At 65.8% G+C, this 13,950-nt stretch carries 13 protein-coding genes; 6 read left to right on the top strand and 7 right to left on the bottom strand.

Translation table 11 applies throughout. The features are described 5' to 3' along the window. Positions 1-6 precede the first annotated feature (6 nt). Both rpsD and ACM9HJ_RS23745 read left to right on the top strand, forming a co-directional pair. Positions 7-621 (top strand): 30S ribosomal protein S4, encoded by a 615-nt coding sequence (rpsD, locus tag ACM9HJ_RS23750; protein ID WP_416574260.1) that lies wholly within the window; start codon positions 7-9, stop codon positions 619-621. 199 nt (positions 622-820) lie between these two features. Further along, entirely contained in the window at positions 821-1,252 is a 432-nt protein-coding gene (locus tag ACM9HJ_RS23745) for a DoxX family protein (protein ID WP_416574259.1), read from the top strand. A gap of 64 nt (positions 1,253-1,316) precedes the next feature. Here ACM9HJ_RS23745 and ACM9HJ_RS23740 read toward each other — a convergent pair whose 3' ends face one another. Both ACM9HJ_RS23740 and grxD read right to left on the bottom strand, forming a co-directional pair. After that, a complete protein-coding gene (locus ACM9HJ_RS23740; protein WP_416574258.1) occupies positions 1,317-1,655 on the bottom strand; it encodes a hypothetical protein in 339 nt (112 codons plus the stop codon). A gap of 149 nt (positions 1,656-1,804) precedes the next feature. Next, positions 1,805-2,143 carry a Grx4 family monothiol glutaredoxin gene (grxD, locus tag ACM9HJ_RS23735; RefSeq protein ID WP_416574257.1) on the bottom strand — a complete coding sequence of 113 codons (339 nt, stop codon included), beginning with the start codon at positions 2,141-2,143 and terminating at the stop codon, positions 1,805-1,807. A 218-nt stretch (positions 2,144-2,361) separates the two neighbouring features. Between grxD and ACM9HJ_RS23730 the strand changes: the two genes are divergently transcribed. After that, positions 2,362-2,988, top strand: coding sequence for a hypothetical protein (locus ACM9HJ_RS23730; RefSeq protein ID WP_416574256.1), 627 nt, complete (start codon positions 2,362-2,364; stop codon positions 2,986-2,988). Positions 2,989-2,992: 4 nt separating this feature from the next. Here the strand turns inward: ACM9HJ_RS23730 and ACM9HJ_RS23725 are convergent, their stop codons facing one another. The 5 genes from ACM9HJ_RS23725 to ACM9HJ_RS23705 all read right to left on the bottom strand — a co-directional run bounded on the left by ACM9HJ_RS23725 (position 2,993) and on the right by ACM9HJ_RS23705 (position 9,747). After that, on the bottom strand, positions 2,993-3,910 hold the full coding sequence (locus ACM9HJ_RS23725; protein WP_416574255.1) for a hypothetical protein: 918 nt from the start codon (positions 3,908-3,910) through the stop codon (positions 2,993-2,995). A 10-nt stretch (positions 3,911-3,920) separates the two neighbouring features. Then, the gene (locus ACM9HJ_RS23720; protein ID WP_416574254.1) at positions 3,921-4,157 is read right to left on the bottom strand and encodes a BolA/IbaG family iron-sulfur metabolism protein; all 237 of its coding nucleotides are present in this window, start codon (positions 4,155-4,157) and stop codon (positions 3,921-3,923) included. Positions 4,158-4,228: 71 nt separating this feature from the next. Next, on the bottom strand, positions 4,229-6,451 hold the full coding sequence (gene purL / locus ACM9HJ_RS23715; protein WP_416574253.1) for a phosphoribosylformylglycinamidine synthase subunit PurL: 2,223 nt from the start codon (positions 6,449-6,451) through the stop codon (positions 4,229-4,231). Continuing rightward, on the bottom strand, positions 6,448-7,137 hold the full coding sequence (gene purQ, locus ACM9HJ_RS23710; protein WP_416574252.1) for a phosphoribosylformylglycinamidine synthase subunit PurQ: 690 nt from the start codon (positions 7,135-7,137) through the stop codon (positions 6,448-6,450). The genes purL and purQ overlap by 4 nt, the downstream gene beginning before the upstream one ends. Before the next feature lie 138 nt (positions 7,138-7,275). Then, positions 7,276-9,747, bottom strand: coding sequence for an ATP-binding protein (locus ACM9HJ_RS23705; protein WP_416574251.1), 2,472 nt, complete (start codon positions 9,745-9,747; stop codon positions 7,276-7,278). 178 nt (positions 9,748-9,925) lie between these two features. Here ACM9HJ_RS23705 and ACM9HJ_RS23700 point away from each other — a divergent pair, with 178 nt between their 5' ends. The 3 genes from ACM9HJ_RS23700 (at position 9,926) to ACM9HJ_RS23690 (ending at position 13,948) form a co-directional block, all read left to right on the top strand. After that, positions 9,926-10,753: an alpha/beta fold hydrolase gene (locus tag ACM9HJ_RS23700; protein ID WP_416574250.1), complete on the top strand. Its 828-nt coding sequence runs from the start codon at positions 9,926-9,928 to the stop codon at positions 10,751-10,753. A 367-nt stretch (positions 10,754-11,120) separates the two neighbouring features. Then, complete coding sequence (locus tag ACM9HJ_RS23695; RefSeq protein WP_416574249.1) at positions 11,121-12,440, top strand: winged helix-turn-helix domain-containing protein; 1,320 nt, start codon at positions 11,121-11,123, stop codon at positions 12,438-12,440. After that, a complete protein-coding gene (locus tag ACM9HJ_RS23690; protein WP_416574248.1) occupies positions 12,440-13,948 on the top strand; it encodes a peptide ABC transporter substrate-binding protein in 1,509 nt (502 codons plus the stop codon). Before ACM9HJ_RS23695 ends, ACM9HJ_RS23690 begins: the two co-directional genes overlap by 1 nt. The last annotated feature ends 2 nt before the right edge of the window (positions 13,949-13,950 follow it).

Here is a 13,950-nt window from a genome sequence, read left to right as displayed (position 1 = left end):
TGCGTTATGAGCAAGCGTCAGGAAGCCAAGTACAAGATTGACCGCCGCCTCGGCGTCAACCTGTGGGGGCGTTCGAAGTCCCCGATCAACAAGCGCGAATATGGCCCCGGCCAGCATGGCCAGCGCCGCAAGAAGCCGTCGGACTTCGGTCTGCAGCTGATGGCCAAGCAGAAGCTGAAGGGCTATTACGGCAATATCGGCGAGAAGCAGTTCCGCAAGCTGTACCAGGAAGCCGTGCGCCGCAAGGGTGACTCGGGCGAGAACCTGATCCAGCTGCTGGAGCGCCGCCTGGACGCCGTCGTCTACCGCATGAAGTTCGCCCCGACCCCGTTCTCGGCCCGCCAGATCGTCAATCACGGCCACATCACCGTGAACGGCAAGCGCGTCAACATCCCCTCCTACCAGGTGAAGGATAACGACGTCGTCGAGGTTCGCGCCAAGGCCAAGAACTTCGCCATCATCATGGAAGCCATCCAGTCCGGTGAGCGCGACTTCCCGGATTACGTGACCGTCGACACCGGCAACTTCAAGGGCACCTACCTGCGCGCCCCGAACCTGACCGACGTTCCGTACCCGACCCAGATGGAACCGAACCTGGTCGTCGAATTCTATTCGCGCTAAGGTCCGGCACCCTCGGGTGACAGATCAGGCCGCGTCCCTCGGGACGCGGCCTTTTTTGTGGTTTGGATTGTCCCGTTTTGCGCGACAATTAATCGTGATGAATGCGCATTGTCGCGAAGGTTCGGCAGGCGTACTTTCGGTTTCAAGACGACGGCGCCCGATGCCGGCGCCCCTACCGAAAAGCCAAAGGAACCTCATCATGAACAACCTGATCGCCGCCAACTCCAAATACCTGCCGGTTGTCGGCCGCGTGCTGCTGGCCGCCATCTTCATCTCTTCCGGCCTGTCGAAGGTCACGGGCTGGGAAGGCAGTCTGGCCTATGTCGGCTCCGCCGGCCTGCCGCTCCCGTCCGAACTGCTGCTGGTTGCCGCCATCCTGACGGAACTGGTGGGTGGCGCCTTCATCGTCGCCGGTTTCCAGACCCGCGCCGCCGCCTTGGCGCTGGCCGGCTTCTCGGTGGTCTCAGCCATCCTGTTCCATAATTACTGGGCGCTGGCCGATGCGCAGATGGCGTATATCCAGTCCATCATGTTCTGGAAGAACCTGGCCATGGCCGGCGGCTTCCTGGTCCTGGCCGCCCATGGCGCCGGTGCCGTCGCCGTGGACAATATCGTGGCCCGGAAGGCCTGAACCGTCCCCGTGCCAAAAGCGAAAGGGCCGCTCCATCCGGGGCGGCCCTTTTTTCATGTCGGTATCAACCGGATGTCGACGGCAGCGGATTGGGCGGCGCCTGCTTGCCGTATTCATCCAACTGCTTGTTGGTGTTCTGGCGCATCTCATTCCATTCCTGCTTGGTCTTGCAGATCTTGTTACGCTTCACGCGCGACCCGGTTTCCTTCTCCGTCTTACACACCAGACGACTGCCATCATCCTTCGCCGGTGCGGTCTGCACGATCGGCTCCGACATGGCGGGCTTTTCCGCTTCCTGCGCGCCGGCGCCTGAAACAGCCAGCAAGGCGAGACCCACCATCAATCCAATATTCCGCATATCCCACTCCAGCCAATACACGCCCCGTAGCGAAATATCGGCCAAGCGGATGGCAATGCATAGAAAATAGATTGCAACGATTATTATTTATACAACTATTTGCAAAGTTGAAATTACCCGCCAAAAGTACACGAACAAAAAGGGCCTCCCCAACGGGAAGGCCCTTTCCAACTCTTGTCAACCGCACAGACCGATCAGGCGGCGTCGGCGAAGGCCACGCCCTTGTCGCGCAGCAGGTCCTGCAGCTCGCCCGCCTCGTACATCTCGCGGATGATGTCGCAGCCGCCCACGAATTCGCCCTTCACATAGAGCTGCGGGATGGTCGGCCAGTTGGTGAATTCCTTGATGCCCTGGCGCAGGGCCGGGTCGACCAGGATGTCGATGCCCTTGAACTTCACGCCCAGGTGGCTCAGCACCTGAACAACGGCGGCGGAAAAGCCGCACTGCGGGAACACGGGCGTCCCCTTCATGTAGAGAACGACGTCATTGTCGCTGATGTCGCGCTTGATGCGCTCGGCAACCGTCTGGTCCATCTGGTCAGATCCTTGACATAACTCCGCTCAGCCCCGTGGCTGTTGCGACCCATGGCACGTTATATAGTGATCCCTGTTTAGGGGATAGAGCCTCTTCCACGCATTGCGCCCCGCTCCGAACTGCATGGCGCAATCCCTGATTGGACGCGACGGAATATTACGATATACTACCTACGGCTAATTATGATGGCATATTGTGCAATATAGGACGGTATCGAATGAAGAATATTCTTTCATTGATGGCAATTTTGGTGCTGTTGGCGGGCTGCGTCGCGGGGAGCGACATGGGCCGCGACGAACGTCTGACCGCACAGCAGACGGATAAGGCCGCGGTTCTGCTGGGTTTGCGGACGATGTTACCGGTCAAGGCCAGCTATTCCCTGCGGTTTGTGAAGCTCGATCCGGCGACAATGGAAATAAACCGCAACATCTTTGGCGCCGGCGTTCCCGACGATACGTTTGAGATTGGTCATAACGCCATTGGCAATCAAGACGTTAGCACCGTCGTGACGCAGTATTATGCCCGGGTCGTGACGCCGGGCTTCTATGTCGTTTCCAGCGTCTTCTCGCATGACGCCATGTTGATGATGCAGCCCGTCCTGACCTGCATTTCCAAACCCAACGTAGTGGAAATCAAGGCGGGACAGGTGAACTATGTCGGCGACTTTGTACTGGGAATCAATGACCGGTATCAGGCAACGATGATCAATCGAACGGACGAGTCGCAGCAGGCTATGGCGGCAATGAAGGATTTTCCGGGCCTCACGGTGCCATTCGCCATTGCCGCCATCCGGCCTGCGCCGAAGTCGCTGTTGTGCGGTGGCGTGCCGGAGCAAAAGAAATAACCTGTCAGGGGACGGACTTCGCCGGACCAACGGGTACAGCGTCGATGATCACTTCACCGGGCTGCAACAGTAAGGCCGTTCGGACCCTGCTTCGCAACTCCGGGGGCAAACTGGTCGAAAACTCATCAAGCCGATCCTCGACGCTGAACACGAAACGCATAAGGGTCTGTGAATTCACGCCCATAAGGCTGGTTGCCCTCGGCACCACCAGAAGGTCGAGCAGAGTGCCGGCCGGGATTTTCTGCTCATCCAGCCAGACCTGAACAAGATTGGACCCGTCTGACAGGGTCCGGACGCCATATCCATGGATGTCGCTCTTGGTCAACCCATGGACCGCGAGCTTGTCATCAACGGTCTGGTTGAAGGCCGGATCACTGGCCACCCCGCGTTTCAGCAATGTTTCCGCGATGAGGACGGTCTTCACCAGACCATCCGCCCGTCCGCGCAGATGCCCCAGATACAGGATATCCCCCGCGTTAACAGTAAAGGCCAAGTTTGGCTTCCGCGTGGGTTCCTTTTGCCAGCAACCAAGCGATTTCAGCGGAGCACGCTGTTCGCCCTTCCGCATTTCCATCCAACAGGCCTGATACGTCCCCGCCGGCAGCCCCGCCATATCCATGATATTCGGATCGACAAGGAAGCGGTGGCCTCGGCTGCGCGGGTCGCCCAGCGACAGCGTGGCCCCGGCAGTGCCATCTGCGAAATCAATCACAAGCCTGCCGGGATCCTCGCCAATCTCCAGCGCTGTCGTCAGATAGGCAACGGCCTTGGTCGAATCCGCCGCCGCCTCGGCGGTCGGAATGTTCAGATGCCCCGACAGAAGGTCACCCGGCGCACCATCGGCCAGCACCGGGGAAGCAATCACACACAGGAGAGCAAGACCGGCAAACAGAGAACGCCATCGTCCTTGTACGTCCGGCATGGCTCCCCCGTCAGTCCTTCGGCACCGCCGTCGTCAACATCAGCGCGTGCAATTCGTTGCCCATACGACCTTTGAGCGCAGCATACACCAATTGATGTTGTGCGACACGGGTCTTGCCCTTGAAGGATGGGCTTTCCACATAGGCCGCGTAATGGTCGCCATCACCGCGCAGGTCGTCGATGCGGACCACCGCGTCGGGGAACGCCTCGCGCAGCAGGGCCTCGATTTCGGATGCGTGCATCGCCATGGGTCGGGTCCTCGCATAAAAACGCCCGCCATCCCGGCTAGATCGGGATGGCGGGCTTCACAGGGTGAAGATCAGTTCACCTTGCCATTCATATAGGCCGGCAGCCAAGCCTCGTTCGCTTCGATCAGTGCCGCGACCGTGATCAAGGTCGCACCGGCGCCCGTCAGGGCGTCGCCGCCCACGGTGCCGATGCGCGACAGCGTCACGCCGGCCTCGGCGGCCTTGGTCTCCACGGCCTCGGCATCGCCCGCCTTGACCGTCAGGACATACCGGCCCTGGTCCTCACCGAACAGTTCCGACACGTGCCAGCCATCCAGGCCGGACAGGTCGGCACCCTTGTTGCCGGCCATGGCCATCTCGGCCAGCGCCACCTGCAACCCGCCATCCGACACGTCGTGCGAGGCGGTGACCAGACCGTCCTGGATCAGGCCACGCACGAAGGTGCCGTGACGCTTCTCGGTTTCCAGATCGACGGCGGGCGCCGGGCCCTCTTCCAGGCCCAGGATCTCGCGCAGATAGAGGCTCTGGCCCAGATGGCCTTCGGTCTCGCCCACCAGCAGGATGACGTCGCCATCGGTCTTGAAGCCCAGGCCCACGGCCTTGTGGCCATCGGCCAGCAAGCCGACGCCGCCCACGGTCGGGGTCGGCAGGATGCCCACGCCATTGGTCTCGTTATAGAGCGAGACATTGCCGGACACGACCGGGTAGTCCAGGACGCGGCAAGCTTCGGCCATGCCTTCGACGCAGCCCGCGAACTGCCCCATGATGCGGGGCTTTTCCGGATTGCCGAAATTCATGTTGTCGGTGATGGCCAGCGGCAGGGCGCCGACGGCCGACACGTTGCGATAGCTCTCGGCCACGGCCTGACGCCCACCCTGCACCGGGTCGGCGAAGCAATAGCGGGGGGTCACGTCGGACGACATGGCCAGCGCCTTGTTGGTGCCATGCACGCGGACCACGGCGGCATCGGCCTGCCCCGACAGGAAGCGGGTATCCGCCCCCACCTGGCTGTCATATTGCTGCCAGATCCAGCGCTTGGACGCCAGATCGGGGCAGGCGACCAGCTTGGTCAGGATGTCACCCAGCGACAGATCTTCCGGCCACAGCTCATCCTCGTCCAGGTCCAATTCCGGCTGCGCCGGCGTCTCTTCCCAGGGACGGTTATACAGCGGGGCCGCGTCGAACAGCGGCGCCAGGGCCAGATCGCAATAGGTCTCGCCATTCATCTTCAGGACGAAATGGCCCGTATCGGTCAGGTGGCCGATCACGGCGAAATCCAGTTCCCACTTCTCGAAGATGGCGCGGGCCACGTCTTCGGAACCGGGCTTCAGGATCATCAGCATGCGTTCCTGGCTCTCCGACAGCATGATCTCGTACGGGGTCATGCCCGTCTCACGCTGCGGCACCTTCTCCAGATGCAGCTCGATGCCCAGACCGCCCTTGCCGGCCATCTCGACCGACGACGAGGTCAGGCCGGCGGCACCCATGTCCTGGATGGACTGGATGGCGTCGGTACCCATCAGCTCCAGGCAGGCCTCGATCAGCAGCTTTTCCGTGAACGGGTCGCCGACCTGCACCGTGGGGCGCTTGGCCTCGCTGTCCTCGGTGAATTCGGCCGAGGACATGGTGGCGCCATGGATGCCGTCGCGGCCGGTCTTCGACCCGACATAGACCACGGGGTTACCGATACCGGCCGCCTTGGAATAGAAAATCTTGTCCTGGTCGGCGATGCCCACGGTCATGGCGTTGACCAGGCAGTTGCCATTGTACGCCTTGTGGAAATTGGTCTCGCCGCCGACCGTCGGCACGCCCACGCAATTGCCGTAATGGCCGATGCCCGACACCACGCCGGCCACCAGCTGGCGGGTCTTGGGATGGGACGGCTCACCGAAGCGCAGCGCGTTCAGGTTGGCGATGGGCCGCGCACCCATGGTGAACACGTCGCGCAGGATGCCGCCCACGCCCGTCGCCGCACCCTGGAAGGGCTCGATATATGAGGGGTGGTTATGGCTCTCCATCTTGAAGATGGCGGCCTGGTTGTCACCGATATCGATGACGCCGGCATTCTCACCCGGACCGCAGATCACCCAGGGGGCCGTCGTCGGGAACTTCTTCAGCCAGACGCGCGAGGATTTGTAGGAGCAATGCTCCGACCACATCACGGAATAGATGCCCAGCTCGGTGAAGGTCGGCATGCGGCCGACGATCTCCAGCAGGCGCTTGTACTCGTCGGCCTTGATGCCATGTTCGGCGGCGAGCGCCTCGTTGACCACGGGTTCCTTCCAGGCGCTCACGACAGGGCCTCCACCAGGCTATCGAAGAAGGCACGGCCATCGGTGTTGCCATGCAGCGGGTCGAAGGCGCGTTCCGGATGCGGCATCATGCCCAGCACGTTGCGCTGGGCGTTGAAGATGCCGGCAATGTCGTTGGTCGCCCCGTTGGGGTTGGCCTGATCGGCGGACTGGCCGGGCAGCGTGGCATAGCGGAACGCCACCAGCCCCTCGCCCTCCAGACGCTTCAGCGTCTCGTCATCGGCGACATAATTGCCCTCGCCATGGCCGACCGGAATGCCGATCACCTGGCCCTGGCTGTACTTGCGCGTATAGTCGCTGTCGGTGCTTTCCACCTTCAGACCGACGCTGCGGCAGACATATTTCAGCGACTTGTTGCGGATCAGGGCGCCGGGCAGCAGGCCCGCTTCCGTGATGATCTGGAAGCCGTTGCAGATGCCGACGACGCGCACGCCCTTGGCGGCGCGTTCCTTGACGACCTTCATGATCGGCGAATGGGCGGCCATGGCGCCGCAGCGCAGATAGTCGCCATAGGAGAACCCGCCGGGGACGGCGATGACGTCGACGTCCGGCAGATCACTGTCCTTGTGGAAGGCCATGTGGGGCTTCTTGCCGGAAGCCTGTTCCAAGGCAACCGCAATATCGCGGTCGCAATTGGAACCGGGGAAGACGATGACGGCGGACTTCATCCCGCGAACCCGTTCCGTTGGTGAAAGGGAGGCGGAGGACCGTCACCGGGACGGCCCCCCGATGCGGCCGGAACCTAATGCCGACGCCCGCCCAATGCAAGAACGGGGGCCACCCGGAACGGCCATGGCAGGGCGGCGTTATCGGCGGGTGGACGCCCCCGCCGCCTGTACCCCGTAGAAGTCCAGCAGTTGCGCCAGCGCGTCCGCCACCTCCGGCACCGGCCCGCCGTCGTTCACCTCGGCCAGCCCCTCGGCCAGCAACGCGTGCACGGCCTTCTCCACCCCGCCACGCTTCATCCGTGCCTCCGCGATCAGCCGCTCCGCCAGCCGGGCCAGTCCCACCGCCAGCGCCGGCCGGCCCAGCCGCAAGGCCAGCAACGCGCCCCGTTCCAGCGTCCAGGGATGGGCGTAGCTGTAATGCAGTTCGATCACCAGTCGCAGGGCCGGCAGCGCCTGCGCCACAGCCTCCTCCAACCGCCCCGCCACCAGCAGGTAGGAGGCGAGGTTGGCATGCAGCGTCTGGCGCAGCGTCAAGGTCGCCGACCGGGGCGAGGCCAGCGCCTCCCCCGTCAGGGCGATGGCGCGGTCCAACTGCCCGGCATTGAATTCCGCATCGGCCAGCCGCATCAGGGTCAGGCCGCGGGGCAGGTCATGCCGCTCCGCCAGTTCCAGCGACCGGGCGAAATCCGCTCGCGCGCCGGCCATGTCGCCCATCTCCGCCCGCTGCCAGCCGATCAGGGACCAGTGCCGCGCCGCGTCGGTGACGATCCCCTGCGCCTCGGCGATGGACACCGCCTCCTCCCACAGCGCCAGACAGGCCTGCTGGTCGCCGGTATAGCGGCGGATATAACCAGCCGACATCAGCCCGTCGATGGCCCAGGTCGGCGGCACATCCGGCCCGCGCAGGGTCGCCACGGCCGCTTCCAGATCCTCGGCCGCATAACGTGGCCGGTCGGCATGCTGGGGCAGGCGCATCGGCACTCCCTCCCCATGCAGCAGCAGGCCCAGCATGGCCCCCACCAGCGGCGGGGTGTCCGGCCCGCACAGGTCCCAGGCCCGCGTCAGATATTCCATGATCTCCGTGAAGGGACCGGCACTGTTCCACAGCCGGTAGGAATCGATGGCCAGCACCTGGCCCGCGACCACATCCCCGCCACCCATCGCCCAGTCCAGCATGGCGCGGATATCGGCGATATCGATCTCCAGCCCCCTGGTGGTGAAGCTTTGCCGCCCGTTTTCCATCATGTGCCGGCGCAATCCCCGCGTCAGCCAGCCGCAGAGCAGCCCGCGCAGCCCTTCCCGGTCCAGCATCCCCGGATCGCGGGCCAGCACATGTTCCCGGATCGTCTCCAGCAGGCGCAAACCCTGCTGGCGCGTCTGGATCGGGCCCGCCACCAGGGACCGGGAGACCAGCCCCGCCACCATGCCCGGCACGGCCGTGGCGTCCAGCGGTGCCGCCCCGCAGACCGCCACCGCCGCCTCCACCGGCCATGCCCCGGCGAACACCGCCAGCCGCCCCAGCAGCAGCCGTTCCGCCGGTGTCAGCAGTTCCACGCTCCAGTCCAGCATATGGTCCAGGTTGCCATGGCGGTACCCGGCGTTGGCCGGCAGCGGCAGGTCACGGAACCGGCCGGCCAGCACCCGCTCCACCTCCGTCACCGGGCAATCGCGCAGCCAGGCGGCCAGCAGCAGCAGGGCCAGCGGCAGCCCGTCCAGATGCCGGCACAGCCTTGCCAATGCCGGCATCTGCTCATCACCCGGCGGCTTCCATCCCGCCTGAGCATGGTTGCGCAGCACCAGCCGCATCGCCGGATAGGCGCGGATCGCATCCGCCCGTCCCTCCCCCTCCGGCGGGCATTCCAGCGGGCAGAGATGCAGCAGCATCTCCCCGCCCAGGCCCAGCGGTTCCCGGCTGGTCAGCAGGATGCGCAGGTCGGGGCAATGGCCCAGCAGGTCGTCGGCGAATTCCGCCACCTCGTCCAGCAGGTGTTCGGTATTGTCCAGCAGCAGCAGGGTCGGCCGTTCCGCCAGACCGGCGCGAACCGTGCCCAGCACATCGGCCTGCATCAGCCGCAGCGACAGCGCCGCCGCCGTCACCACGGGCAGCAGGCCCGGCTGGCGAATGGGGGCCAGTTCCACATGCACCGTGCGCAAGCCCTTCACCAGGCCTGCCGCGGCCAGGGCCAGGCTGGTCTTGCCCACCCCGCCCGGCCCGATGACACTGACCAGCCGGGCGCGTGACAGCAGTTCGCCCAGCCGCTCCAGTTCCCCTTCCCGCCCGACCAGGGGGTCAGCCGCATGGCCCGCCAGCCCGTCCCCCGCCATGGTCAGGGCCAGCCGGTAACCCACGCCCGGCACATTCACCACCGCCCCGTCGCCCAGGGCGCGGCGCAGGGCGCGGACCTGGACGCGCAGATTGCCGGGGCTGACCGTCACGCCGGGCCAGACCCGCGCCGTCAGCGCATCGGCCGGCACCGCCGCCCCGTCCGCCGCCGCCAGGGCCACCAGCAGGTCGAAGGCGCGGTCGCCCAGCGGCACCGGCGCGCCATCGCGCAGCAAGCGCCGGTGAACAAGATCCAGCCTGTGGGAAGCCACGATGCTGTCGGGCATGCGTCACGCGGGTTTCGTCAACGATCTGAAATGTTTAGCGTCCATTCGGAATTGCCGGAACGGATTTTAGGTCTTTTAACACGCCAAGCCCGCTTTTCCGTCCCCATAGTTTCTCCGTCGACCCGTTCCGGGCAAGGAATGGGCGCGTCAGCATCCCGCACATGACCGGAGAACAATCATGGGCACGATCATCACCGATGACGGCACGCAGATCTATTACAAGGACTGGGGTACGGGGCGGCCCGTGGTTTTCAGCCATGGCTGGCCGCTGAATGCCGACAGCTGGGAGAACCAGATGCTGCATCTGGCGTCCAACGGCCTGCGCGCCATCGCCCATGACCGGCGCGGCCATGGGCGCTCCAGCCAGCCCTGGCATGGGCATGACATGGATACCTATGCCGACGATCTGGCCCAGTTGCTGGAAGCGCTGGACCTGACCGATGTCGTGCTGGTCGGTTTCTCCACCGGCGGTGGGGAGGTCACCCGCTACATCGCCCGCCACGGCAAGGCACGGGTGGCGAAGATCGCCCTGGTCGGCGCCGTCCCGCCCCTGATGCTGAAGACCGATGCCAACCCCGGCGGCCTGCCCATGGACGTGTTCGACGGTATCCGCGCCGGCAGCCTGGCCGACCGTTCCCAGCTCTACAAGGATATCGCGTCCGGCCCGTTCTTCGGCTTCAACAAGCCGGGCGCCAAGCCGTCGCAGGGCATGATCGACGCCTTCTGGATGCAGGGCATGATGGCCGGGCACAAGGCCACCTATGACTGTATCAAGGCCTTCTCCGAAACCGACTTCACCGACGACCTGAAGCATTTCGCCGGTCTGCCCACCCTGGTGGTGCATGGCGACGCCGACCAGATCGTCCCCATCGAAGCCGCCGGCCGCGCCGTGGCCCGCCTGGTGCCCCATGCCGACCTGAAAATCTATGAAGGCGCCCCCCACGGCCTGACCGACACCCACAAGGACCGGCTGAACGCCGACCTGCTGGCGTTTGCGAAGGGGTAAGAACAGCGCCCTCCCCCAACATCCCGACCCTTCCCGTCATCCCGGCAAACACCCATAGGCGCTAACTTAAGGGATTTGCACTGCCGTAGAAGCCCCCTCTACCGTCACCCCGGCGAAGGCCGGGGCCCAAGTGACAAGCGCTTCGCTCTACGATTTGGGCCCCGGCCTTCGCCGGGGTGACGGTAGAGGAAGTCGAAACGATGGTGCCCACGCGTTTCGCGGGGAAAGCATTGTGCTTCAAGTAATTAAGTCAACCCACACACTACCCCCGTACCAAAGTTGCCCTGTCATTCCGACGGAAATCGCGCTTAATATCCACGCCTGCCGCAGTGCGGCACGCCCAGCCCGTCACAGGTTGAGACCCTTCATGCCGTCGGATGCCTTCCATCTGGGACAGGATGCAGCACCGCTGGAACTGGCGGTCGGCGCCTACCGGTTCAACCGGGGCAGCGGAAGGCTGACCAGCCGGGGGGGCGTGCCCGTGCCCCTGGGCCGGCGGGCAACCGCCCTGTTGACAGCGCTGGCGGAACAGGCGGGGCACGAGGTGACGGCCGCCCAGCTGCTGGACCGGGTGTGGCCCGGCCAGATCGTCGATCCCGCCAATGTCGCGGTGCAGATTTCCGGCCTGCGCACCGCCATCGGCGATGCGGACGGGTCGGTGATCCTCACCGTCCATGGTCGCGGCTATCGCCTCGCCGTGCCGGCCGCTCCCACCATCGGCAATATCCCGCACACCCTGACCGCCCTGTCGGGGCGGGAGTTGGAACTGGCCAATGTCGTGAAGCTGATGCGCCGCGACCGGCTGCTGGTGGTCACCGGCCTGTCGGGTACCGGCAAGTCACGCCTGGCCTGCGCCGCCGCCCAGGCGCTGGCGGGCGACTTCCCCGACGGGCAATGGCTGGTCCCCCTGACCGGCACTCTCCTGCCCGATGCCGACACGCTGGCCGCCCGCATCGCCGCCATCCTGGGGCTGGAAGGCCCGGCCGCCCTTGCCCCCGCCTTGCAGGGGCGGCACTGCCTGTTGCTGCTGGACGGGGCCGAACTGCTGGGCGATGCGGCCCAGGACATGGTGCGCCGGCTGGTGGAGGAGAATGCAGGCCTGGGCCTGCTGGTCACCTCCCACCTCGCGCATCGGCGGCTGCGGCCCTGGTGTGTGCGCCTGTCGCCCCTGGCCCTGGCCGGCGACGGCACCGCCAGCCCCGCCACCAGCCTGTTCATGGAGGCGGCGAATGCCGCCGGGCTGGAGATCGCCACCGATACCGACCCCACCATCGCCAGCATCTGCCGCCATCTGGGCGGCGTGCCGCTGGGGGTGGAGATCGGGGCGCGGGCCGCCAGCCTGCTGGGCCTGCGCGCCACGGCGGAGGCCAGCCGCGATCCCATGCGGGCATTGCCCGGCATGCGCCGCCCCGGCCCCACCCGCCACCGGTCACTGGATGCCGCCATGGGCTGGGCCCTGGGGCTGTTGTCGGAAACCGAACGCCGGGCGCTGAAAGCGCTGGCGGCGATGCCCGACGCGTTCACTGTGGATCAGGCGGCCTGCGCCCTCGAAAAGGCCGGCGCGGACCGGCCGCGCGGCGGCTTGCCTTCCCTGTGGAACAAATCGGTGCTGGACCGCGATGGCGACGGGTTCAGCCTGAACCCCCTGGTCCGTGCCTGCGCCCTGACCCTGCCCACGGGCACCTGATGCGCGCAATCGCCCTTGTCACCCTGCTGCTCACGGCGCCACCGCCTACCCTGGCCGCCGACACGCTGCGCATCGGCATCGGGCCGGAACCGGAAACGCTGGACCCGCATAGGGGCGTTTCCATCGGTGCCGCCCGCCTGCTGCTGGATCTGTGCGAGGGGCTGATGACCCGCGATGGGGCCGGCCGCACCGTGCCGGGCGCGGCCGAACGCTGGGACCGGTCGGCCGATGGCCTGACCTGGGTGTTCCATCTGCGCAACGATGCGCGCTGGTGGAACGGCGATGCGGTGACGGCGGCCGATTTCGTGCGCGGCTGGCGCCGGGCCGTCGATCCCGCCACAAGATCGGGCATCGCCGACCTGCTGGACGGGGTGGAAAATGCCGCCGCCATTCGCCGGTCCCTGCTGCCGCCCGACCGGCTGGGGGTGCAGGCGGCGGGTCCCACCACCCTGGTGGTGCGGCTGGCCCGGCCCGTGCCCGACCTGGACATGATCCTGGCCCACCGCATCACCCTGCCTGTCCACGGCCCGACCCTGGATGCCAAGGGCGCCGATTTCGCCACGCCCGGCAACCTGATGTGCAACGGCCCCTTCCGGCTGGCTGAACATCACTTGCAGGAACGCTATGTCCTGACCCGCGCCGACACCTATCATGGGCGAGCGACCGTCGCCCTGGCGCGGGTGGAGATGCGGGTGGCCGAACAGGCGGAACTGGAAATGAACCTGTTCCGCGCCGGCGACCTGGACGTGACCAGCGCCGTCCCCGCCCCCATGGTCGACTGGGCGCGGGCGAACCGGCCCGATGCGCTGCGCGTCCATCCCTGGACCGCCTTGTCGGCAATGATCGCCAACCCCGACGCCCTCGCCTGGCGGGACAATCCGGCCTTCCTGGAGGCATTGGAACTGGCGCTGGATCGCGAGCAGTTGACCGCCACCTCGCAAGGCCGCGCCGTCCCCGCCTATGGCTTGGTTCCCCCCGACCTCTGGTCCAGCCCCCCGCCCCCCTATGCCGGCCCCACCGGGGAGGCACGGCGGCAAGCGGCCCGCGACGCCCTCGCCCGCGCCGGCTACGGCCCCGACCAGCCACCGCCACGGGTGGAAATCCTGTTCGCGGGCGTGGAAGCCATACGCCGCCGCGTGGTCGCCATCGCCGCGCAATGGAAACAGGTGCTGGGCGTGGAAACCGACCTTGTCGGTGTGGAAGCCCGTATCGTCAGCACCAGAATGGCCCAGGGCGACTATAAGGGCTTCGTCTACAACAGCTGGATATCCTATTCACCCTTCTACGCCCTGGCCCCCTTCCTGCCGCCCGATTTCACCGTGAAGGGGACCGATCCGGCCGACCAGCAGGCGGCATTGCGACAGGTGGAGGCGGATATCCTGCACAGCCGCCGGGTCCAGCCGCTGGTCTATGGCAGTTCGCTCCACATGGTCGCCCCATCCGTGCGCGGCTGGCAGGACAATGTCTACGACATCCACCCCGTGCGCCTGCTATCCCTGGCACCGTAACC

Origin of the sequence: Niveispirillum sp. KHB5.9 (assembly GCF_048066115.1) — a bacterium.
GTDB lineage: Bacteria > Pseudomonadota > Alphaproteobacteria > Azospirillales > Azospirillaceae > Niveispirillum.
Note: the sequence above shows the minus strand (reverse complement) of the source record. Positions and strands in the feature narration are given on the sequence as shown.

Bases quoted from the DNA above. Each gene is read 5' to 3' on its own strand.
- rpsD (WP_416574260.1), top strand. From the start codon at position 7: ATGAGCAAGCGTCAGGAAGCCAAGTACAAGATTGACCGCCGCCTCGGC.
- ACM9HJ_RS23745 (WP_416574259.1), top strand. From the start codon at position 821: ATGAACAACCTGATCGCCGCCAACTCCAAATACCTGCCGGTTGTCGGC.
- grxD (WP_416574257.1), bottom strand. From the start codon at position 2,143: ATGGACCAGACGGTTGCCGAGCGCATCAAGCGCGACATCAGCGACAAT.
- ACM9HJ_RS23730 (WP_416574256.1), top strand. From the start codon at position 2,362: ATGAAGAATATTCTTTCATTGATGGCAATTTTGGTGCTGTTGGCGGGC.
- ACM9HJ_RS23725 (WP_416574255.1), bottom strand. From the start codon at position 3,910: ATGCCGGACGTACAAGGACGATGGCGTTCTCTGTTTGCCGGTCTTGCT.
- ACM9HJ_RS23720 (WP_416574254.1), bottom strand. From the start codon at position 4,157: ATGGCGATGCACGCATCCGAAATCGAGGCCCTGCTGCGCGAGGCGTTC.
- purQ (WP_416574252.1), bottom strand. From the start codon at position 7,137: ATGAAGTCCGCCGTCATCGTCTTCCCCGGTTCCAATTGCGACCGCGAT.
- ACM9HJ_RS23705 (WP_416574251.1), bottom strand. From the start codon at position 9,747: ATGCCCGACAGCATCGTGGCTTCCCACAGGCTGGATCTTGTTCACCGG.
- ACM9HJ_RS23700 (WP_416574250.1), top strand. From the start codon at position 9,926: ATGGGCACGATCATCACCGATGACGGCACGCAGATCTATTACAAGGAC.
- ACM9HJ_RS23695 (WP_416574249.1), top strand. From the start codon at position 11,121: ATGCCGTCGGATGCCTTCCATCTGGGACAGGATGCAGCACCGCTGGAA.
- ACM9HJ_RS23690 (WP_416574248.1), top strand. From the start codon at position 12,440: ATGCGCGCAATCGCCCTTGTCACCCTGCTGCTCACGGCGCCACCGCCT.